The 20,198-nt window shown below is 67.0% G+C and carries 13 protein-coding genes; 7 read left to right on the forward strand and 6 right to left on the reverse strand.

Annotation, left to right across the window (positions count from 1 at the left end; all coding sequences use genetic code 11):
• Positions 1-29: 29 nt before the first annotated feature.
• Together EV648_RS08000 and EV648_RS08005 are read right to left on the reverse strand one after the other, a co-directional pair.
• Positions 30-254, reverse strand: a complete 225-nt coding sequence (locus EV648_RS08000; RefSeq protein WP_132287064.1) for a DUF4926 domain-containing protein — start codon at positions 252-254, stop codon at positions 30-32.
• A complete protein-coding gene (locus EV648_RS08005; RefSeq protein ID WP_241994963.1) occupies positions 251-8,875 on the reverse strand; it encodes a DNRLRE domain-containing protein in 8,625 nt (2,874 codons plus the stop codon). Before EV648_RS08005 ends, EV648_RS08000 begins: the two co-directional genes overlap by 4 nt.
• 354 nt (positions 8,876-9,229) lie before the next feature.
• Here EV648_RS08005 and EV648_RS08010 point away from each other — a divergent pair, with 354 nt between their 5' ends.
• From EV648_RS08010 to EV648_RS08020, 3 genes are all read left to right on the forward strand, one after another.
• Positions 9,230-9,751, forward strand: a complete 522-nt coding sequence (locus EV648_RS08010) for a hypothetical protein (protein WP_132287067.1) — start codon at positions 9,230-9,232, stop codon at positions 9,749-9,751.
• 47 nt (positions 9,752-9,798) lie between these two features.
• Positions 9,799-11,877 carry a bifunctional polysaccharide deacetylase/glycosyltransferase family 2 protein gene (locus tag EV648_RS08015; RefSeq protein ID WP_132287070.1) on the forward strand — a complete coding sequence of 693 codons (2,079 nt, stop codon included), beginning with the start codon at positions 9,799-9,801 and terminating at the stop codon, positions 11,875-11,877.
• A gap of 166 nt (positions 11,878-12,043) precedes the next feature.
• The gene (locus EV648_RS08020; RefSeq protein WP_132287073.1) at positions 12,044-12,988 is read left to right on the forward strand and encodes a zinc metalloprotease; all 945 of its coding nucleotides are present in this window, start codon (positions 12,044-12,046) and stop codon (positions 12,986-12,988) included.
• A gap of 54 nt (positions 12,989-13,042) precedes the next feature.
• On the opposite strand, the gene EV648_RS08025 is transcribed toward EV648_RS08020, so the two are convergent.
• A complete protein-coding gene (locus EV648_RS08025; RefSeq protein ID WP_132287076.1) occupies positions 13,043-14,716 on the reverse strand; it encodes an alpha-amylase family protein in 1,674 nt (557 codons plus the stop codon).
• Positions 14,713-15,681, reverse strand: coding sequence for a TIGR03885 family FMN-dependent LLM class oxidoreductase (locus EV648_RS08030; protein WP_132287079.1), 969 nt, complete (start codon positions 15,679-15,681; stop codon positions 14,713-14,715). The genes EV648_RS08025 and EV648_RS08030 overlap by 4 nt, the downstream gene beginning before the upstream one ends.
• A gap of 110 nt (positions 15,682-15,791) precedes the next feature.
• Between EV648_RS08030 and EV648_RS08035 the strand changes: the two genes are divergently transcribed.
• The gene (locus EV648_RS08035; protein ID WP_132287082.1) at positions 15,792-16,814 is read left to right on the forward strand and encodes a hypothetical protein; all 1,023 of its coding nucleotides are present in this window, start codon (positions 15,792-15,794) and stop codon (positions 16,812-16,814) included.
• Positions 16,815-16,816: 2 nt separating this feature from the next.
• Here the strand turns inward: EV648_RS08035 and EV648_RS08040 are convergent, their stop codons facing one another.
• Both EV648_RS08040 and EV648_RS08045 read right to left on the reverse strand, forming a co-directional pair.
• Positions 16,817-17,521, reverse strand: coding sequence for a GAF and ANTAR domain-containing protein (locus EV648_RS08040; RefSeq protein WP_132287084.1), 705 nt, complete (start codon positions 17,519-17,521; stop codon positions 16,817-16,819).
• Positions 17,522-17,753: 232 nt separating this feature from the next.
• Positions 17,754-17,975 (reverse strand): CDGSH iron-sulfur domain-containing protein, encoded by a 222-nt coding sequence (locus EV648_RS08045; protein WP_132287087.1) that lies wholly within the window; start codon positions 17,973-17,975, stop codon positions 17,754-17,756.
• An 80-nt stretch (positions 17,976-18,055) separates the two neighbouring features.
• On the opposite strand from EV648_RS08045, the gene EV648_RS08050 reads away from it, so the two are divergent.
• The 3 genes from EV648_RS08050 (at position 18,056) to EV648_RS08060 (ending at position 20,130) form a co-directional block, all read left to right on the forward strand.
• On the forward strand, positions 18,056-19,030 hold the full coding sequence (locus EV648_RS08050; RefSeq protein WP_132287090.1) for an iron-containing redox enzyme family protein: 975 nt from the start codon (positions 18,056-18,058) through the stop codon (positions 19,028-19,030).
• Between the two features lie 177 nt (positions 19,031-19,207).
• Complete coding sequence (locus EV648_RS08055; RefSeq protein ID WP_132287093.1) at positions 19,208-19,669, forward strand: hypothetical protein; 462 nt, start codon at positions 19,208-19,210, stop codon at positions 19,667-19,669.
• Complete coding sequence (locus tag EV648_RS08060; RefSeq protein ID WP_132287096.1) at positions 19,666-20,130, forward strand: zinc metalloprotease; 465 nt, start codon at positions 19,666-19,668, stop codon at positions 20,128-20,130. The genes EV648_RS08055 and EV648_RS08060 overlap by 4 nt, the downstream gene beginning before the upstream one ends.
• Positions 20,131-20,198: the final 68 nt, after the last annotated feature.

Genomic DNA, 20,198 nt, shown 5'->3' on the forward strand with positions numbered 1-20,198 from the left:
GGCAGGCTCCTCGAGTTGGCCGCGCGCATTCAACGCTCTCCGTCGCCAGAGTGCTCGACGAGCTCGACCCAGGCCGGATCAACAGCCCCCGCAAAGAGGGTCCGGCCGCCGGCGTCGACGACCTCAATCTCGTACGCCAAGTACGGATCGCGGTGCACCTCTAGAACGACCGCCAGGGCGCCTTCTGGCACGCCATGCTCCGGAAGCCCTGCGGGGATCCTCACCGTGTCGAACTGCTCGATGTGCTCGGTCATCGCACCATCAGGGTATTCAGACTTGGAGTGGTCGATCCCGGCGTGTAGATCCAGCCAGTCCGAACGACGCCAGACCCAGCGGGTCCCGTGACAGGAATGTCCACTGTGAACCGAGTACCCCACTTATCGACATTTCCAGGAATGGGGGTGTTCTCCATGACTCCCTGACGAAGTTGAGCCATGAGGTCGTCGGCGTTAGAACGATTGAAACCCAGGGCTGACTCGAACACGCGCGCCTTGTTACCACCGACGGGATGGTTGGGGTTGAGGGCGTACTCGGTGAGCTTCCTCGGGTCGATGTGCGCGCGGTTCGCGCCGATCAGCCGATGGGCCCCGGCGGCTTCGTCCGCGTATTTGAGGGCTTGGAGCGCCTTGGCGAGTTTTCCGAGCTTGCCAAACGGGAAAAGCATCATTCCGGTCATGCCGCAGGCCCTGGCGTCGTGCTCGTAGGCACAGTCTGCGGCATCCGTGGTGCCTGAGAGATCGGCGAACAGTTCGATGGCTTCGTCCACGCCGGCTCTGTCGGCCTCTTCGGCTCCGAGCTTGAACCCGACGATGGTTGGGTTGATGCCCATCTGGGCCATCATGATGGCCTGTTGCTGTGGGCTCGCTCCTGCCGGAAGGCCCATCGATTGGTTGATCTCTTGACCAACATTGTTCGGAACCGGAGTGGTGCTGCCACCGGTCGTGGTCGGTGATGTGATCGTCGGCGTCTCGTGGGGTTCGAACCGATCGCTGGCTTTCTCGATGGCGTAGTGGCCGTCGATTTCTACGCCGGTGATGGGGTTGCCGCCGGCGAAGGCGTAGCGGTTGCTGGTCCAGGGGTCGGTGCCGAGGTTGAGGTCGGCCGTGGCGCCGGTGTAGGCGTCGCGGGTGAGGAAGCGGTTCAGGCCTGGGGAGTAGTCGCGGAAGCCCATGTCGTAGGACTCGGAGGACTGGTCCCAGCGTTTGGCGTTGAAGCGGTAGACGTTGTAAGGCTCCTTGCCCGGGTTTTGGGCTTCGGGCTTGTCTGCACCGGTGAAGCGGTCGTCGTCGTTCTTGCCGTAGGCGGTGTAGCCGTAGGTGGAGCGGGTGTCGCCGCCCTCGGAGGTCAGCGTCTCGACGTCGCTGTGCGGGTTGTAGCCGTAGTAGGAGTCCTCAGTGGTGCCGTCGGTCTTGAACTTCACCTGCGACAGCCGCGAACCCCAGGGCGAGTACTGGTAGGACGCGGTGACTTGGCCGGCTACCTCTTCCGACAGCACCTCACCGGACAGGCCGAGGTAGGAATAGTTAGTTGTCTTGGTGCCTTCGACCTTCGAACTGGTGCGGTCCAGGGCGTCAAAGCTGGTGTCGGTCGTCTTGGTGGTGCCGTCGTCCTGCAGTTGGCGGTGCTTGATAATGCGGTCGTAGCCGTCGTAGGTGTTGCGCTCGATCACCTTGCCGCCGGCCGACACCTGCGACAGCCGACCGAACGGGTCATACGTGTACGACGCCGTCGAGCCTCCGGTGGTCGCGGTCAGCAGGCGGTTGCGGTCGTAGGAGTAGCTCGTCGACTGACCGGCCACCGTCTGCGCGACCACGTTGCCGGCCGGGTCGTGCGTATACGACTCCGTCGACAGCACGGTCGCCCCGGCCGCGTCCTTCTTCTCCACCTTCGCGATCCGGTCGAGTGGGTCGAAGGTGTAGGCGAATACGTTCTCCAGATACGCCGCGTGGTTGTCGGCGTTCTGAACCTTCGCGGTGTCCTTGATCCGGTCACCGTTGGGCGAATACTCCATCGCGTGCTGCGAGACCAGCGTGCCGTTGGACTTCTTCTCGATCTGGGACGAGACCAGTCCGTCGAGGTAGTAGTCGGAGTCGACGGTGTTGCCGTTGGCCTTGGTCTCCACATCGGTCTCACCGCGGGCCGTGTGGGTGTAGCCCGCGATCTTCGGCGCGGTGTCCGTGGACGACTTGCCGTTCTTCACCTCGTCGACCAGGTCCCGGACATCGTAGGTGTACGACGAGAACTGGTCGTCCTTGTTCGCCGCATCGTCAAAGGACCGGGTGACCGGCGCGCCGTTCTCGTTGTAGGTGTACGTCGTGGTCTTGAGCAGCGCGGTGCCCTTCTTCTCCTCGACCTTCGCCACCTGGTTCAGCCCGCTGTAACTGACGAGGTAGTCGCTGACCTTGGCGCCCGGCTGCGTGTCAGTGATCTGCAGCAGGTTGCCGTTGGTGTCGTAGGTGTAAGTGAAGTCCTTCTTCTCCGCGTCCGCCTCACCCGTGTTGTCCCGGACCACCTTCACCGCGTCAGCGGCAACCGTGCCAGTGGTGGCCGGAGCGAGGGACACCGAGCCCGTGGTCTCCTCCGCGAAGGTGTATTGGCCAAGGCCCACCCAGGTACCAGCGCCTGTCGTCTGGTTGACCGACTTGCTGACAGGAGCACCGCCAGTACTGACCGAGTACGGCGCCGCGGTGGACGCCCCAGCCACGGCCGGGTACCGGACGTAGACGGTGTACTTGCCGTCGGCCGGCACGTTCAACTTCCACGTGTACTTGTCCGTGCTCCCGGTCGCCGCAGCATGCGTCCGGTAATTCGTCCCCTGGAAGCCAGTACCACTCGATGACAACGCCCACGTGCCGGCGACGTCCACATCACCGGTGTCGGAGTTGTCCACCAGCGACACGTCCAACCCGACCGGTACGCCGTCGTCGCTGCGGGACTTCAGCTTCCCATCGGGAAAGAAGTTCCACGCCATCGTGCGAGAGGACGAACCGCCCGCGCTCGTCAGCGTCCGAGCGGTCTGCTGACCGAGATCGTTGTAGCCGTAGGTCGCGGCGATGTCCCACGGGTCCGTGCTGGACTTCACCCAGCCGTTGTCGAAGTAGCTGTACGACGTGTCGTTGCGGACCGTCTGCCCCTCGGAGGCCGGGGCGCTGACCTTGGTCACGTTGCCGATCTCGTCGTACGTCATCACCGTCTTGTCCGGCGTGTTGTACCGCGCGTCGTCCTTGTCGTAGGGCGACACCTTCTCCTTCGGCCGGTTCAGCGCGTCGTACACGGTGACCTGGGCGAAGTCGTCCGGATCGTCGGTCGTCTCGACCCCGCGCGGACTGATCACCTTGGTCTGGTTGCCGACCTGGTCGTACTCCACCTGCGTGGTCCGGTACACCACGTTGCCGGAGGCATCCTTGGTGTGCGGAGCCTTGACCTGGATCGCCTTGCCCCGCTCATCCAGCGTGACCAGTGTCTTGTTGCCATCCGCATCCGTCGTACTGATCACGTTGCCGTCGCGGTCGTACTCCGTCGAGGTGCTCTTGCCCAGGGCATCGGTCGCCGTCTTCGGGCGGTGCGCCTTGTCGTAGGTGGACTTCGAAGTGAAGTCGTCCGGGTCGGTCGACTTGGACTTGCGCGGGTCGACCACCGTCACGACGTTGCCGACGTTGTCGTAGGAGTAGCTGATCTTGTCGTTCTGCGCGTTCGTGACCGACAGAAGCTGGTACACCGGGTCGTAGGAGTAGGAGGTGACGAAGTCCGTCGTGTCCGGGGTGAGCGATCCCTTGGGCTCGGTCTGCCGGAGCAGGTTGCCGACGACGTCGTACTCGTACTTCGTCTCGCGGTCCGGGTCCGTCGTCAGATCCTTCGGCGCCTTCGACGAGATCAACTGGTCCGCGTCGTCGTAGGCGTTGGTGCTGATCGCGCCGTTCGGGGCGGTCGCCTGCGTGACGTTGTCGTTGGCGTCGTACAACGGCGCCGGCGTGGTGATGTAGAGGTTCGCCTGCTGGTCCTTCGGAACCTTGCTGGTCAGCGGCCTGCCGAACAGGTCGTAGGTGTAGGTGCTCGTCTTGATCTTGGCGTCGGTAACAGTCAGTACATTGCCGCGGACGTCATAGGTGAAGTCAGTCGACTTCGTCAGCGGGTCGGTGATCTTCGTCGGGTAGCCCGTGTCGTGGTACAGCGAGTACGTCGTCGTGTTGTTGTTGGCGTCGGTCGAGGTCTTGAGCTGACCGAGCGGGTCGTAGGTGTACTTCGTGACGTAGTCGTCGGCCGTCGCGGTGGCGTTGCCCTTGGGGTCGGTCACCGAGGTGAGGTTGCCGAGCGGGTCGTAGCCGAAGGTCCAGGTTCGTCCCTCGGGGCTGACCTTGCGGATCAGCTCGCCGTAGAAACCGTTGCCGCCGACGTTGTAACTCAGGACCGTGCCAGGCGTCCCGTTGGCGTTGGCCTCGGCATCCTTGATCGTCAGCGGAAAGCCGGTCTTCGGGTCATAGGTCCAAGTGCTACGGGCTCCGTTGGCTTCCTCCAACTGGGTGACGTTGTGGTCGTCGTCCCAGCTGAGCTTGGTGGTCTCGTTCTTGGCATTGGTCGTCTGGACGGGCCGCCCGAAGCTGTCGGTCACGTACTTCGTGGCGCGCGGCGTCGCATCAGTGACTGTGGTCTCCACGGTCGATCCGGCGGCGGGGACGTAGCCGAACGTCGTCGTCTTGCCGAGCCGGTCGGTCAGCTTCTCGAGCTTCCACTTGTCCTTGGGATCGGTGGTCGCCTCGAAGTACGACAGGTTGGTGGACTTGCCCCGCGGGTCGGTGATCCGGACCAGCTTGGTGTTCTTGTTGGTGTTGGTGGCGTCATAGACGAACTTGAACGTCTTCGCCGCGGTCGTTCCGGCGCCGTCCACCATCTCGGCCATCAGGCCCTTGTCGGAGTAGGTGAACGTCACCTTCCGGCCCGAGATGTCGGTGATGGACTCGACCTGGTCGATGATCTTCGGGTTCGTCAGGTTCGTCGCGGCCGCCTTTACGCCTGCGTCGTTGATGTAGCTGTACGCCTGGCCCTTCTCGAAGTAGTCGAGCGTGAGCGTACGGCGCCCGGCCGCGTCGGTGATGTAGTCCAGGAACTTGACCGGCTTGTTGGCACTCTTGCGCTCCTCGTAGGTGAAGCGCGTCTCGTTGCCGTTCTTGTCCTTGATCACCGACTGGAAACCCTGGTCGTCGAAGAAGAACTGGGTGCGGTCCGGCCGGGTCAACACCCAGGCACGGTTCACCGAGGTCTTGTTGTCCGGCGGGTCCGCAACCTTCTGCAGGTACAGATGCACGCCCTTGGGGTGGTCGTAGTCCCACTTGGTCTCATCGGTCGTGCCGTGCTTATTCAGCGCGAAAGTGTGACTGGTGCCGTCCCCGTCGGTCAGAGTGATGTCGGTCGGCCACTTCTGACCCCGCGGGTGGAAATCGAGCGCCGACCCGAGGCGGTTCAACGTGGAGGTCGACAACGACCAGCCGAAGCCCATCGAGGACGCCGACGTGTCCAGGCTGTTGTAGGTCATCCGCACGAACGTGGACGCGCCACGACTCGGGTTCGACAGCGCGTTGTAGCCGAAGGCAACGTTTCCGGTGGCCAGGTTCACCATCGCCGACGAGCCGGCGCCGGTGTTCTTCCCGGCGTACTGGTAGAACTTCTCCAGCCCCAACTGGTCCGACGTCGGGTCCTCGACGGCGGCGTTCTGGTCGAGCGTGCCGACCCCGCCGGTGGTCTTCGATAGCCAGGCACCTGTCACCTTGTTGCGCAGGTCCCACTCGAGGACGAAGTCCTCCCGCTTGTTGCTCGGATCACCGGCGACCGGGCTCTTCACCTGGGCGCTCACCTTGACCGCAGCACCGGGCGCGAGGTCGGCCGGCAGCGCGGTGTCCAGACGGTTCGCCGCGGAGGTCACCTCGGTGCCGTCCGGGAGCGTCCAGTGGTACGACAGCGCGTAGTCCGACGATTTCAGCGCGAACGCCTGCGTGTTCGTGACCGTCACGTCGACCGGGTACTGCGCCGCGGGCTGCTGCCGCTGCGGCGTCTTCGGCGCGTGGTACGCCGACTCCGGGGTCTTCGTCAGGTAGGTGACCTTCAGCAGCGGCCGGAGCAGCGGCTCGGCAGCCTCGGCGCTGAGGAACAGCCCGTGTCCGGTGGTGGTCTCCGTGGCCTGCTTGACCAGGAAGCCATGCTCACTGCCGGGAGTGTTCACCCAGTTCTGCACGGCCGTCTTGGCCTGCCACCAGTGCCAGGTCGGGTCCGGTCCCATGTTCGCGGACGGCACGTAGTCCAGGGATGCGCCGAAGGAGCCGCCGGCAGTGGTCCACGCGGTGGTCGAGTTGATCTTCTGCCACGTCGTCGATGACTCGGTGAAGGTCTGGTTCAACGCGTGGGCGTTGAGCTGGGCCGCGCCTCCTTCGTAGTGCGCCTTCCACAGTCCGAGCTTGGCGTCGAGGATCGTGGAGCCTGCCGGGATGGAGGAGCTGACCGTCCCGAAGTTCACCACGGCCCGGGTCTTGCCGTACGTCGCGTTGTTGCCGACCTCGAGCCAGGCCTTGCCCTCGATCTTGTCCAGATTCGTCGCGAACTGGACGCTCGACAACGTCGAGTCGGTCGCGTTCTGGAAGTACTTCACCACCTGGCCGGCCTTCGGCAGGCGCGCGAGTTGCGTCGCCGACGGTGTCAGCCCGCCGTCCTTCGTCTTGACCGCGACCTGGTAGTAGTACCCGTCGCCTTCGTCCGACGTGTCGTCGGCCGGAGTCGGCTCCGCACTGGTGTCGACGAAGGTCGTCGTTCCGGTCGCGACCGGCGCGACCAGGGTGTCGGCGGTCGGCGTGAAGTTCTGGAAGATGCTGCGGTGTACCTGGTACTCGACGATGTCGTCGGCCGTGCTGGTGCTCGGGTCTGCGTACGCGCTCCAGTTCAGCGTGGCGCCGGTCGCGGCGATCGTCGTCGGCGTGCTGAGGGTGACTCCGGGCCGTCCGTAGGTGATGACGAGCTTGGGACGGTTGGCGTGCCGATGCACGTCCGAGCCGTTGTACGCGTACTCGCTGGCCTGATAGACCGGTCCGCCCCGTCCGAGGGTCTCGTCCGTCGCCTTGACCACGAGGCCGTTGTTCGGGTTGCCGTCGAGCCAGTACTGCACCGCGTTGCGGACGCTGAACGCGTGCCACACGCTGCTCTCGCCGGCATCCTTCGTGTCGTAGGCGCGCTTGATCAGCCGCATCGTGTCGGCGGTCGTGACCTTGCCCGCGACGTCGCCCATCGTGATCCGGTAGCCGCCGCCCACGTTGAACGGCAGCGAGCCGAGGGCCTTCAGAACATTCCCAGTTCCTTGCGTCTGATCGACCGTGTAGTTCGACGTTCCCCCGCCGTGCAGGACGCTGTACGGCGTGTTTGTCGCGCGATCGGCGCCCTGCAGATATCCCGCATAGACGTCGTAGGAGCCGGTCTCGGTGACGTCGGGCATCCAGGTGAACGACGAACCGGTGGCCGCGTCGTTCTGGTACTTGTACCCGCCGCCGTCCGCGAGGGCCGACGTGCCGGAGAGCCAGGCGCCGACCATCGAGGTCTTGGTGGTGTGGCTGTCGTCGACGTACGCCATGTTGTAGCTCAGGCTGCCCAGGGTGGTGTTGACGGTCGAGTTCCAGTTCACCGTCGACTCGGTCCAGGCCGAAGCACCCAGGCGGGCCTCCAACTGGACAGCGTTCGCGTTGGTCTCGAACGACTGGTCAAAGTAGAGCTTGAGCTGCGCGGAGTCGACCGTGGTCCCCGGCGGCACGCTCGAGATGTCGAACTTCAGCAGGCTCCGGCGCTTGGCCGAGGCGGTCGTACCGGCGTACAGACCGGTGATGCCGCCGTAGTTGGTGGTCGGCGCGCCGGAGTCGACCATCGCGTCCTGCGCCTGGTCCGGCGCCGGCTCCACCGCGATCGTCGGGTCGATCACCACCGGGAACTGCCGGTCGGCGCTGTTCAGCCAGCCCGCGTCCGCGCGCACGGTGATGTCGATGTTCGCTCCGCGCTGGGTGACGGTCTGCGTCACCTTGTCGCTGAAAGCCTTCCCGTACGGCGACGCCGCGTCGTCGCGGGCATCGGTCATGAACGGCCGCGGCATCGTGAACAGCGGCCGGCCGACCCCGCTCTGCGGGGAGAACACGATCGAGCCGTCCGGCTGCTGCGCGGCCTTCACGCCGGCCAGCTTCAGACTGAACCGGTACGTCGGATCGGCCGGCGCCGACGCCAGGACGATGCTCTCCTTCAGCTGGTCCGGCCCGACCTGGTAGACCAGATCGGCATCGCCGAACACGTCCGGGTAGGTGACCGTGTCGCCGGAGACCTTCGGCGACAAAGCCTTCGAGCCGTCCGGAGCGCCCAGGGTCAGTCCACGGCCGTCGAGGTCGAACCGGACGAGCTGGTCGGCCCGATTGCCGAAGAAGCTGCGGAAGCTGTTGGTCTCGTTGGCGAGGCCGAACCCTGCCGCCCGGCTGGCCTTCACCGTGGTGTCGATCGGCTGCAGCGTGCCGTCCGCGGCCTGGAAGTTGACCGGCTCGCTGGACAGCTCCGCTTCCGTCCGGCCGTCTGCCAGCTGGAACACCTTGCTGGTCGGCGTCCTGCGGGCGGTGAGCTCCTTCACCCGTCGGCCGTCCCTCTTGACGGGCGACGGAGCCTGCTCGTTGCTGGCGACCCCGGCGGGCAGGACGGAGTTCAGCTCGGGGTTCGGTTGATTCGACTGGCTGCGCCAGCCCTGCAGGTCAGCGGCGGCCGATGGTTTCGGCGGCTTCGCCGGGACCGCGAAGGCCTGGACCTGCAGGCCTGACAAGAGCAGCGCGGTGGTGACGGACAGAGGGACGAGAACACGGCGGACGCGCGACATGGGCGGGGGGCTCCTTCGTGCTACCCGGGGCGCCTCACGGTGAGTCACCGAACCCCGGATCCAAGGCATTTCGACTCGGGGGCGGCCGAGCGCAGAGGAGCGTGGTTCATGGATCGGGGATGCGCCAGACCTACTCCGCGGTCATGTCACAACCTGCAACTTTGTAACGTTCCAAGCGTTTTCCCGATCGCGCGCGCCGGATCCCTGCAATCGATGGCAGATCGGACGGTGCGCCAGAGAAGCTGGCGGCAGGAGGTGTGGTGGCCATGGGGCCGGAACACGTTCGGTGCAAGAGCTTTGACTGTGTGTAACGGACTGCGAGGTGGGCTCTGGGGCGAGTAGGATCCCGCGCTTGTGAAGCCCTTCCCCGCCCGGAAGCCGGTTTTCGTGGACTCGTCCGGGCATCGTCATCGCAAGATTCGTCGACTCGGGCTCGTAGTCGCCATCCCGGCGGTCGGGTATCTGGTGCTGCTGGCCAGCAGCGTGCTGGGCGGACCACAGGTCGATACGCCGTTGATCCCGCTGCCGGAGGCCGGCAAGCAGCAGCCCGCTCCCAAGGTCAAGACCACCCAGCAACCGGCGGAAACCCCCGAGCCCGGCGATCCGGTCAGTACTTCGGACACGACCCTGCGCCCGGTCACCGAAGAGTCGACCACTCCCTCACCTGGTGACCTGCCGTCGAGCGGGCCTACGTCCTCGGCTCCCACTGCCACCCCGACAACCGGCACCAGCACGACGCCGACCACCAGCACCAGCACCAGCACCAGCCCGAGCACCACCCCGACGGTCACACCTGTGACGCCGAGCGGAACACCCGCGCATGGTAAGCCCACCGAGCCGCCGCCCGGACGCACCAAGACCCCCGGCAAGCCGTGAGCCGCGCCCGCAGAGCACGGCAGGTACCACTTCGGACCCACTGGGTCATGCTCACGGTGCTCCTGGTCTGCCTGTCAGGCGCGCTGATGTTGCACGGGTACACAAATCACCTCTACGGCACAGCACCTGACGGCGAGACGGCCGCCACGGGACCGCACGACGCAGTACCGGCTGCCATCGCGAAGGGCGGTCCGGTGATCGATGCCGGTACCGCGACGGCGCGCTCGGCACGGCCCAAGCCGCGGACGATCGCGATCACCTTCGACGACGGCCCGGATCCGGTCTGGACCCCGAAGGTGCTCGACCTACTGAAAGCCCAGAAGGTCAAGGCGACCTTCTTCGTGATCGGCACCCAGGTCGCCGCGCATCCCGAGCTGACCCGCCGCATTATTGCCGAAGGCCACCAAATCGGCCTGCACACCTTCACCCACGCGAACCTCAGCACCATCCCGGCCTGGCGGCGGTCCCTCGAACTGCGGCAGAGCCAGTTGATCCTGGCAGGCGCGACCGGAGTCAGTACGCCGCTGCTGCGGCCGCCGTACTCGTCCGAGCCGAGCGCTCTCACCAACGCCGACTGGTCGTCGATCGAGTGGTCGCGGGACGCCGGGTACCTGACGGTGCTGAGCACGCAGGACAGCGAGGACTGGCGTCGCCCCGGCACGGCACAGGTGATCGCGAACTCCACGCCCAAGGGCACGGCCGGCCAGGTGCTGCTGATGCACGACGCGGGCGGTGACCGCACCCAGACGCTGGCCGCCCTGCAGAAGCTGATCCCCACCCTCAAGGCCCGTGGCTTCCGGTTCGCCACCGTGAGCGACACCGTGGCTCTGCCGCAGCCCGTCCATTCGGTCGGTGCGGTGGAACGCGGCCGCGGGATCGCCGTGATCGGCGCGATGCGGCTGAGCGATGGCACACTCGGTGTGCTCGGCTGGCTCCTGTACGCCGCGGGCGCGTTGAGCGTGTTGCGTGCGGTGACTACCGTGATCGCCGCGAAGCGGCACGCGCGCGAGCGGTACTGGTCGTGGGGCGAGCCGGTCACTGAACCGGTCACGGTGATCGTGCCGGCCTACAACGAGTCAGCCGGGATCGAGGCGGCCGTGCGGTCACTGGTCGCCTCGGATCATCCGGTCGAGGTGATCGTCGTGGACGACGGCTCGAGCGACGGAACCGCGGACGTGGTCGAGTCGCTTCGTCTCCCCGGCGTCCAGGTGATCAGGCAGCAGAACGCGGGGAAACCGGCCGCGTTGAACACCGGCCTGCAGGCGGCGTCGTACGAACTCGTGGTGATGGTCGACGGCGACACCGTCTTCGAGGAGGACGCGGTCCGGATGCTGGTCCAGCCGTTTGCCGACCCGTCCGTCGGGGCAGTCTCCGGTAACGCGAAGGTCGGCAACCGCAAGGGCCTGCTGGGCCGCTGGCAGCACATCGAGTACGTGGTCGGCTTCAACCTGGACCGCCGGTTGTTCGACCTCGCCGAGTGCATGCCGACCGTGCCTGGTGCGGTCGGCGGGTTCCGGCGGAGCGCGCTGCAGCGCATCGGCGGGCTGAGCGACGTGACGCTGGCGGAGGACACCGACCTGACCATGGCGTTGTGCCGTGACGGCTGGAGGGTCGTCTACGAAGAGCGGGCTCGTGCCTGGACCGAGGCGCCGGCCAGCCTGGGCGCACTGTGGCGGCAGCGGTACCGATGGTGCTACGGCACGCTGCAGGCGATGTGGAAGCACCGTGGCGCCTGGGTCCAGCGAGGACAGGCCGGCAAGCTCGGTCGGCGAGGACTGACCTACCTCCTGCTCTTCCAGGTACTGCTCCCGCTGCTCGCGCCGGTCGTGGACGTGTTCGCGCTCTACGGACTCGTCTTCCTCAACCCGCTGCGGGTAGGTCTGGTCTGGGCCGGCTTCATGGCTCTGCAGCTCGGAATGGGTCTGTACGCCTTCCGCCTGGACGGCGAGAAGCCCGGCCCGCTGTGGAGTCTGCCGCTGCAGCAGTTCGTCTACCGGCAACTGATGTACCTGGTGGTCATCCAGTCGGTCTTCACCGCACTGGCAGGCTCGCGCCTGCGCTGGCAGCGGATGGAGCGCTACGGGAGCCTCGCCGTCCCACCTGCGTCCGCTGACGCCACCCGCTGAGGGCGGCGACCGCAGGCGGCGGGACGGCTGCGGCAGGGCGGCGGCCGAAGGATTTCCCTGGTTCCGGGGCTTTTACCGGCTGATCGCTTCCGGATCAGGGGATCCGCTCGCATGATTCCGGGCAACCGGCCGCCCGCCCTGCGGCCCGACCTCAGGAGCGCGTCCCATGCGATCTTTCACTCCCCGTCCCCGCGCGCTGGCGGTGCTGCTGGCCGGCACCGCGCTCGCCTTCAGCCCACTCGGTGGGTCAGCGACTGCCAAACTGCCCGTCGACCAACCGGCCGGCGTAGCCGACTGCTTCACTCCGAGCGGAGCCTCCGCCAAGGGCGGTCATGGACCTGACACCCGCGACATCTCCGCCGCCGAGCAGAAGGCGATCGAGGCCCGCACCGCCCAGCTGCTCAAGGCCAAGGCGGCGCGCGGCGTCGGAGTACCGAAGGGTGCTCTCGCTGCCGCGACCGTGCCCGTCTACATCCACGTGATGCGCGACGCGGCCGGCAACGGCGACGTCACGGACACGCAGATCGCCCAGCAGATCGCGGTGCTGAACACGACGTTCGGCGGCCAGGAGTCGTCGGCGGCGGCCAACACCGGCTTCACCTTCTCGCTGGCCGGCACCTTCCGTTACAACAACAACCAGTGGCACCAGGACAAGCAGAGCTCGACCTACCGCAAGCAGACCCGCAAGGGCGGCAAGAACGCTCTCAACATCTGGCTGGTCGACTTCGCCTACCTGGGCATCGCGACCTTCCCGTGGGACTACGCGCGGCAGCCCGGCATCGACGGGATCCGGGTGCAGTACACCTCGCTGCCCGGCGGTTCGGCGACGAACTACAACCTCGGTGAGACCGCCACGCACGAGGCCGGCCACTGGTTCGGGCTCTACCACACGTTCCAGGGCGGTTGCACGGCCACGAACGACGAGGTCGCCGACACCCCGGCCCAGAGCAGCCCGACCAACGGCTGCCCCACCGGTCGTGACTCGTGCTCACTGCCGGGTCTGGACCCGATCCACAACTACATGGACTACTCCTACGACTCCTGCTACAACCAGTTCACTCCGAACCAGAGCACCCGGATCAGCAGCATGTGGACGGCGTACCGCGCCTGACGAACTCTGGTACCGCCCCGGACCGCGTCGCGGGGCGGTACCAGATACCAGCCGTCAGAGGATGTAGCGGTCGCCCGGATGCACGACCCGGAGCCAGCAGCAGCCGTACGGCGCGACCGGGTGGCGGAGGGTGCCGTCGTTGTCGATCGGAGTGGTCTTGCCGGTCAGCAGGTCCGCGACCTGTACGCCGACGCCGGTGCCCGACACCGCGAGGGTGACCTCGGCTTGCTGGTCCGAGAAGTTGTGCAGCGCGATCACCGTGCCGCCCTCGTAGTCCGACCGCTGCGCGAAGACCGACGGCGACTCGTGGTCCAGGATCGTGTACTTCCCCCAGGACAGCTCCGGGCACTCGCGGTACCGCTGAGCCAGCAGCTTGATCCAGTTCAGCAGCGAGTCCGGGTCGCGCCGCTGGTCCGCCACGTTCACGTGCTCCGGCGACAGGTCGCCCTCGACCACCGGACCGGCCAGCTTGTCCGGATCGGCCGTCGAGAACCCGCCGTTGGCATCCCTGGTCCACTGCATCGGAGTCCGTACCGCGTTGCGGCCCTCCGCCGCCAGGTTCTCCCCCATGCCGATCTCCTCGCCGTAGAAGAGCACCGGCGTACCGGGCAGGGAGAACAGCAGGCTGTAGACCATCTTGATCCGGTTCAGGTCGTTGCCGAGCATCGGCGGCAGGCGGCGGCGCAACCCGCGGCCGTAGAGCTGCATGTCCTCGTCCGGTCCGAAGGCGGCGAACACCTCCTGCCGCTCCTCGTCGCTGAGCTTGTCCAGCGTCAGCTCATCGTGGTTCCGCACGAAGGTGCCCCACTGCGCCTCCTCCGGCGGATCGGGCCGCTCACGCAGCGACTTGATCAGCTCGGCCGGCTCGGAGCGCGCCAGCGACAGGTACAGCTTCTGCATGCCGATGAAGTCGAAGCACATCGTCAGCTCGTCGCCGTCCTCGTCACCGAAGAACTGGCGGGTGTCCTTGTACGGTAGGTTCACCTCACCGAGCAGCACCGCCTGGCCGTCGCGCCGGTTCATGAAGGCGCGCAAGTCGCGCAGGTAGTCGTGCGGGTCGGGCAGGTTCGCCGCGTCCATCGCGCCCTTGGTCTCCAGCAGGAACGGCACCGCGTCGACCCGGAACCCGGACAGCCCGAGCTGCAGCCAGAACCCGATGATCCGCATGATCTCTTCGCGGACCTCGGGGTTGGCGATGTCGAGATCCGGCTGGTGCTTGTAGAACTGGTGCAGGTAGTACTGCCCGGCCTGCTCGTCGTACTGCCACAGGCTGGTCTCCTGGTCCGGGAACACGATCCCCTGGTCGGCGTCCGCCGGCGGCTCGTCCCGCCAGACGTACCAGTCCCGGTACGGCGACTGCCGCGACGCCCGGGCGCTCTGGAACCACGGGTGCTGGTCGGACGTGTGGTTCACCACCAGGTCCGCGATCACCCGGATGCCGCGGTCCTGCGCGAGCGTGACCAGCTCGACCAGGTCGCCGTGCGTGCCGAGCCGCGAGTCGACCCCGTAGAAGTCGGTGATGTCGTAGCCGTCGTCGCGATCCGGCGTCGGGTAGAACGGCATCAGCCAAAGGCAGGTGACGCCTAGCTCGGCCAGGTGGTCGATCCGCTGCGACAACCCGCGGATGTCACCCCGGCCGTCCCCGTCGGTGTCGAAGAAGGTCTCGATGTCGAGGCAGTAGATGATCGCGTTCTTCCACCAGACGTCGGCGGTCTCGGTCAGCCTCACGGGCGGGTCACCTCCAACTGGGGCAGCACTTTCGCGCCGAACATGTCGATGAACTCCGACTGCTCCTGGCCGACGTGGTGCACGTAGACCCCGTCGAACCCGAGCGCGGCGTACGAGTTGAGCCACTCCGCGTGGCGGCCGGGGTCGGACGAGATCCGGACGGCCTGGTGCATCGCCTCGGGGCGGACGTGCTCTCCCGCCTGGTCGAACGTCTCGGCGGTCTCGGTGTCCCAGCAGAACGGTGGCGCGAAGACGTTGGTCCGCCACTGGTCGTGCGCGATTCGCAGCGCCTCGTCCTCGTCGGCGGCGTAACTGACGTGCACCTGCAGGTTCACCTTGCCGCGTCCGCCGTTGTCCTTGTACGCCGCGATCACCTTGCGCAGGTGATCTTCCTCGGCAGCCACCGTGATCAGCCCATCGGCCCAGCCGGCGCACCACTCGGCCGTCTTGGTGGAGACCGCAGCGGCGAACAGCGGGGGTGGTTCCGCCGGCCTTGTCCAGAGGCGTGCGCGATCGACCGTGACCAGGCCGTCGTGGCTCACTTCCTCGCCCTGCAGGAGTTTTCGCATCACCTCGACGCACTCCTCGAGGCGCTGGTTGCGCTTCTCCTTGCGCGGCCAGCCGCCACCGGTGATGTGCTCGTTGCTCGCCTCGCCGGTGCCGAGCGCAGCCCAGAAGCGGCCCGGGTACATCGACCCCAGCGTGCCGATCGCCTGCGCGATGATCGCCGGGTGGTACCGCTGGCCAGGCGCGTTCACGACGCCGAAGGACAACCCGGTCGCCTGCAGGGCGGCGCCGAGCCACGACCAGGCGAAGCCGGACTCGCCCTGTCTCACGCTCCACGGGCTGAAGTGATCCGAACACATCGCCGCCGTGAAACCTGCTTGCTCGGCCCGCACCACCGCTTGTAGCAGGTCGGCGGGTGGGACCTGTTCGTGCGAGGCATGGAAGCCGTAGACAGTCATACCTCCCCGTGCCCCTCCCAGCGCCCAGCTACACGCTGCCTTCTTGCGAGGGAGCCGTTTCACCCGCCGGAGGGAGCCCTCCGTCGAGTTGCTCGCTGACGCTGGTCTCCATGAACTCACTGGTCGGAACGGCCCGTCGCTGGCCTGACTGGGCGCCGCGAGCGGCCCAACTCTGGTCAGTCCTCTACGGCGCCCTCGCGCTGCACTGGTTGCTCGGCGGACGCGCCGGCTTCCCCATAGCCAACGTCCAGGGCGATCCGCCTGGCGGCTCCATCACCGCGGCTGTGGTGGCCGCTGTGTTACTGCTCGGCTGCGTCGCAGGAATCCTCTCGGCTCAGTCCTCGTCACCTGGTGCGACTGCCGCCCAGGTCATCGCGACCGGCACAGCCGCCGTCGGCACCTTCGGACTGGCTCTCAGTGGCGTTGGAATCATCGCGTCCGGCAAGGTCGAACGACCACTCGCGCTGGTCGCCCAACTCGCCGCGCTCATCGGAGCCCTGTTGCTCTTCGCGACGACTCGGGTGCAGTCGCGCCGCCGACGATCACGCTGCCCGCGCTGCGGTGGCTGTCACCCTCTGGCCCTACGCCCCGCCGCACCACTCGTCCGGGCCCGCTCGGGCCGCGCACCCACCCGCACCCTGCGTACGGCGTACCTGCTCCTGCTCGGCTTGTTGCCATGGGCAACCGTGAAGGTGGTCTGGGGATTCGGCGGCGACGCCCTCGGCGTGACGTCCTCGGAGTGGCGCACCTCGATGGACGATAGCGACCTGTCCGCCCTCAGCCGCCTACTGGAACGCCTCGGCCTCGACATCACCGTCATGGCCGCCCTCGTAGGCGTTCTCCTGGTCCACACCCTCCTCCACCGCTGGGGCCTCCACCTCCCGCGCTGGCTCCTCCTGCTGCCCGCGTGGGTCGGCGGAGTAAGCCTCACCCTGTACGGCGTCCCGCTAACCGTCTGGGGCTCTCTGACATTAGTGGGGGTGACTCCACCCTCAGCCACCCCGGGCCCATTCACACAAACCGGCCTAGCCTGGATGATCCTCTTCGGCGGCCTAGCCTTCACCACCCTGGGCACATCCCTAACCCTCGCAGCCCGCTCCTACCACCGCAGAACCCAACCCACCTGCGTCTGAGGTCAGCGCTGGGAGTTGGTGTTGGACTGGTCTACCAGGGCTGTGGCTACGGTGCGGAGTTTGGTGTTGCGGGTTTGGGAGAGGCGGACGAGGAAGGCGAAGGCTCGGTCGGAGTCGACCTGGTAGCGCTCCATCACGATGCCGACGGCCTGGCCGATCACGTTGCGGGTGGCGAGCGCCTCGGTCATGGTCTGGTCCTGCCGGGCCCAGCCCATCGCGACCGCGATCTGGCCGGCGAACATGCTGCCCAGCTGGATCGAGTCCTGGTCGATCGAGTTCGGTTCGAGGGCGTAGAGGTTGAGCGCGCCGCGGACGTGCGGTTCGGCGCGGAACTGGAAGGCGACCTGCGAGCCGAAGCCGAGCGCCGCCGCCTTCGGGCCGAAGTCCGGCCAGCGCGGGTCGGCCGCCAGGTCGTTCACCGCGACGATCGGGTCGTCCAGCGCCGCGTCCAGGCAGGGACCCTCGCCGAGCTCGTACTGCAGGTGGTCGGCGCGGGTGACCAGCAGGCCGGTCGGGGCCAGGGTCTTGATCTCCCGGTCCTTGGTGGTGATCGAGATGCTCGCCTCGACGATGCCGGGGATCGTGTCCGCCACACTGCGGGTGATCAGTTCCAGGGTCTCGTCCAGGTCCATCGGCGACTGTAGTGCCGCTGCCACCTCGGACATCACCTCAGCGACCTCGAGATGCAGAGACTTCGATTCCGTCATAACGCAGCTCCTCGGGAGAAGCCGATCCCCCCGGGGTCTCGGCACGCCTTGGGCCCACCGTGGTACCCGCCACCAGTGTGCATCAGACGCCGAAGGAAAGTGCTGCACAGCCAGGACCCCGGACAGAGGGCGACCCCGGCGCTGTGAAACTCAACGCCGGGGCCTGGAGCTTGCAGACCCTCGAGTGCCGACAACCTCGTGCCTCCCAGGTGCCCTTACCGACCAGTCCTATTCACGCCTCGCCGCGCGAGGTCGCACGAGCCGCCCGGCCACGCCTCAACAAGGCGTGAGTCCCGTCACAGAAGGGCTTCAGTGCGGACCGGTCGCAGCGGCACAGGGCGATCGTGCCGCGCCGCGGATCGATCTGTTCGCCGTTCTCGTCCTGCAGTTCGAAGTCGCCGCGGACCAGCAGCGGCCCGTCCGGATAGGCCCGGATCACCGTCGGATCTGTCATGGGCCGACTGGTACCCAGCAGGGAATCGCCGGTTTTGATCCGGGTACCGGACGGCCCGACCCCTCGAAGGAGCAGTAACCATGCTTTTACCCCCGGCTCGAGGCCCCTTGAGCGCCTGGCTGATCGGCCACCTCACCGGCCGGCGTGAGCCCGTGCCGCAACCGATCACCACGGCCGAGCCCTGGTCGGACGAGGACCTCCAACTCGCCCTGTGGTGCTGCTACGAGCTGAGCTACCGCGGCTTCGACGACACCCCTCCGGACGCGGAGTGGGATCTGCGCGTGCTCGAGTTCCGCGCCCGGCTCGAAGAGCCCTGGACCCAGTGGTTGCGCGCGACCTGCACCCCGTCGGTGACCACCGCCCCGGCATCCCGGCAACTGCGCGAGTTGATCGACGCCGACACCGGCCCCGCGCTGGCGGCGTACCTGCATCGGCATGCCGAGCTCGGCCAGTTCCGCGAGTTCGTCCGGAACCGATCGGTGTATCAGCTGAAGGAGGCCGACCCGCACAGCTTCGGCATCCCCCGCCTGGACGGCGCGACCAAGGCGGCACTGGTGGAGATCCAGGCCGACGAGTACGGCGGCGGTCGGCCCGCGCGAATGCACGCCGAACTGTTCCGTACGACGATGCGCTGGCTGGGGCTCGACGACAGCTACGGCCGCTACGTCCCCGAAGTACCGGCGGTGACGCTGGCGATCTCGAACGTGATGTCGCTCTTCGCCCTGCACAGCCGCTGGACCGGCGCCCTGCTCGGGCACCTCGCGGCGCTCGAGATGACCTCCACCCTGCCCAACCGCCGGTACGCCGCGGGCGCCGCACGGCTCGGCGCCACCGAGGAGCAGGCGGCGTACTTCACCGAGCACGTCGAGGCGGACGCTGTGCACGAGCAGATCGCGGCCCACGACCTGTGTGACAGCTACGTCCTGGACCACCCGGGAAGCACTGCCGACATCCTCTTCGGGGCTCAGTGCTCGCTGACTCTCGACAACCTCTTCGCCGACCATCTGCTCAAGAGCTGGGGTGTGACCGAGACCCACCAGAGGGCCGCCAGCTGAGTCACTTACCGCGTTCGGGTGAGCACCGTGGAGTAGGTTCTCGACATACTCAGTCGTGCTGCTGCCGCCGCGAAAACTCTGACCGCGCAACTGCGCTGATGCCTAGTGGACGGCCATCGACCGTCCTAGAGTCGGACTGCCTGGGGACCACGCCGCTGCAGATCCAAGGGGCAGGACATGAAGCGAATCACGGCAGTTCGAGCCGCCATTGTCGCACTGATGCTGGTCATAACCGTGGGCGCCACACCCGCCGCGGTTTCCTCCCCTCCCCCTTCGCCGGCCGCCCCGGTCGAGGACTGCGGCCACACCGACGCCACGAGTACCACGCTTCTCGGCCGCGGTGGTCAGCGTGAACCCGACCTGGGCGAGGTGCACGAAGACCTGCCGGCGAGCGCGGTCAACAAGGCCTCGAAGAAGTTCAGTGCGACCGTGCCGGTCTACTTCCACGTCATCACCGACGGCGCCGCCGGTTCCCTGACGGCCGCCCAGATCGCGGCACAGATCGCAGTACTCAACGCGACCTTCGCGGGCGCCGAGGGTGGTGCGCGGACCGGCTTCAGCTTCACGCTGGCCGGCGTCACCCGCACCGACAACGCAGCCTGGTTCGCCACGAATCCCGGCGGCACGAGAACAGCATGAAGCGTGCGCTGCATCAAGGCGGCCCGAACGCGCTGAACCTTTACACGACCACCGCCGGCGACTACCTCGGCTGGGCCTATCTGCCCGACATCGTGACGAAACCCGGCAGGGCCTTCCTCGACGGCGTCGTCATCGACTGGGAGTCGCTCCCGGGTGTGTCGACCACCTACGCGGGCCGCTACGACCAGGGCGAGACCGCGACCCACGAGGTGGGTCACTGGCTCAACCTCGAGCACACCTTCTTCGGCGGCTGCAACGCCAAGGGCGACTTCGTCGACGACACCCCGGCCCAGAAGGTGCCGACCAACGGCTGTCCGGAGGGCAAGGACACCTGCCGCCAGCCCGGACTCGACCCGATCCACAACTACATGGACTACTCCTACGACACCTGCTACACCCAGTTCACCCCGGGCCAGGCCCAGCGCATGGGCGACGCCTGGCTCCTGTACCGCGCGGTCTAGGCGAACCATCGCCGACACCCGGGCGGCGGAGGTTCGTTAACCGGAAACAATCCTCTACAGATCGGCGT

This window comes from Kribbella sp. VKM Ac-2568 (assembly GCF_004345365.1).
Taxonomy (GTDB): domain Bacteria; phylum Actinomycetota; class Actinomycetes; order Propionibacteriales; family Kribbellaceae; genus Kribbella; species Kribbella orskensis.

Coding starts and splice junctions, on each gene's coding strand:
- EV648_RS08035 (WP_132287082.1), top strand. CDS start 15,792: ATGAACTCACTGGTCGGAACGGCCCGTCGCTGGCCTGACTGGGCGCCG.
- EV648_RS08015 (WP_132287070.1), top strand. CDS start 9,799: ATGCTCACGGTGCTCCTGGTCTGCCTGTCAGGCGCGCTGATGTTGCAC.
- EV648_RS08000 (WP_132287064.1), bottom strand. CDS start 254: ATGACCGAGCACATCGAGCAGTTCGACACGGTGAGGATCCCCGCAGGG.
- EV648_RS08055 (WP_132287093.1), top strand. CDS start 19,208: ATGAAGCGAATCACGGCAGTTCGAGCCGCCATTGTCGCACTGATGCTG.
- EV648_RS08040 (WP_132287084.1), bottom strand. CDS start 17,521: ATGACGGAATCGAAGTCTCTGCATCTCGAGGTCGCTGAGGTGATGTCC.
- EV648_RS08060 (WP_132287096.1), top strand. CDS start 19,666: ATGAAGCGTGCGCTGCATCAAGGCGGCCCGAACGCGCTGAACCTTTAC.
- EV648_RS08020 (WP_132287073.1), top strand. CDS start 12,044: ATGCGATCTTTCACTCCCCGTCCCCGCGCGCTGGCGGTGCTGCTGGCC.
- EV648_RS08045 (WP_132287087.1), bottom strand. CDS start 17,975: ATGACAGATCCGACGGTGATCCGGGCCTATCCGGACGGGCCGCTGCTG.
- EV648_RS08005 (WP_241994963.1), bottom strand. CDS start 8,875: ATGTCGCGCGTCCGCCGTGTTCTCGTCCCTCTGTCCGTCACCACCGCG.
- EV648_RS08050 (WP_132287090.1), top strand. CDS start 18,056: ATGCTTTTACCCCCGGCTCGAGGCCCCTTGAGCGCCTGGCTGATCGGC.
- EV648_RS08030 (WP_132287079.1), bottom strand. CDS start 15,681: ATGACTGTCTACGGCTTCCATGCCTCGCACGAACAGGTCCCACCCGCC.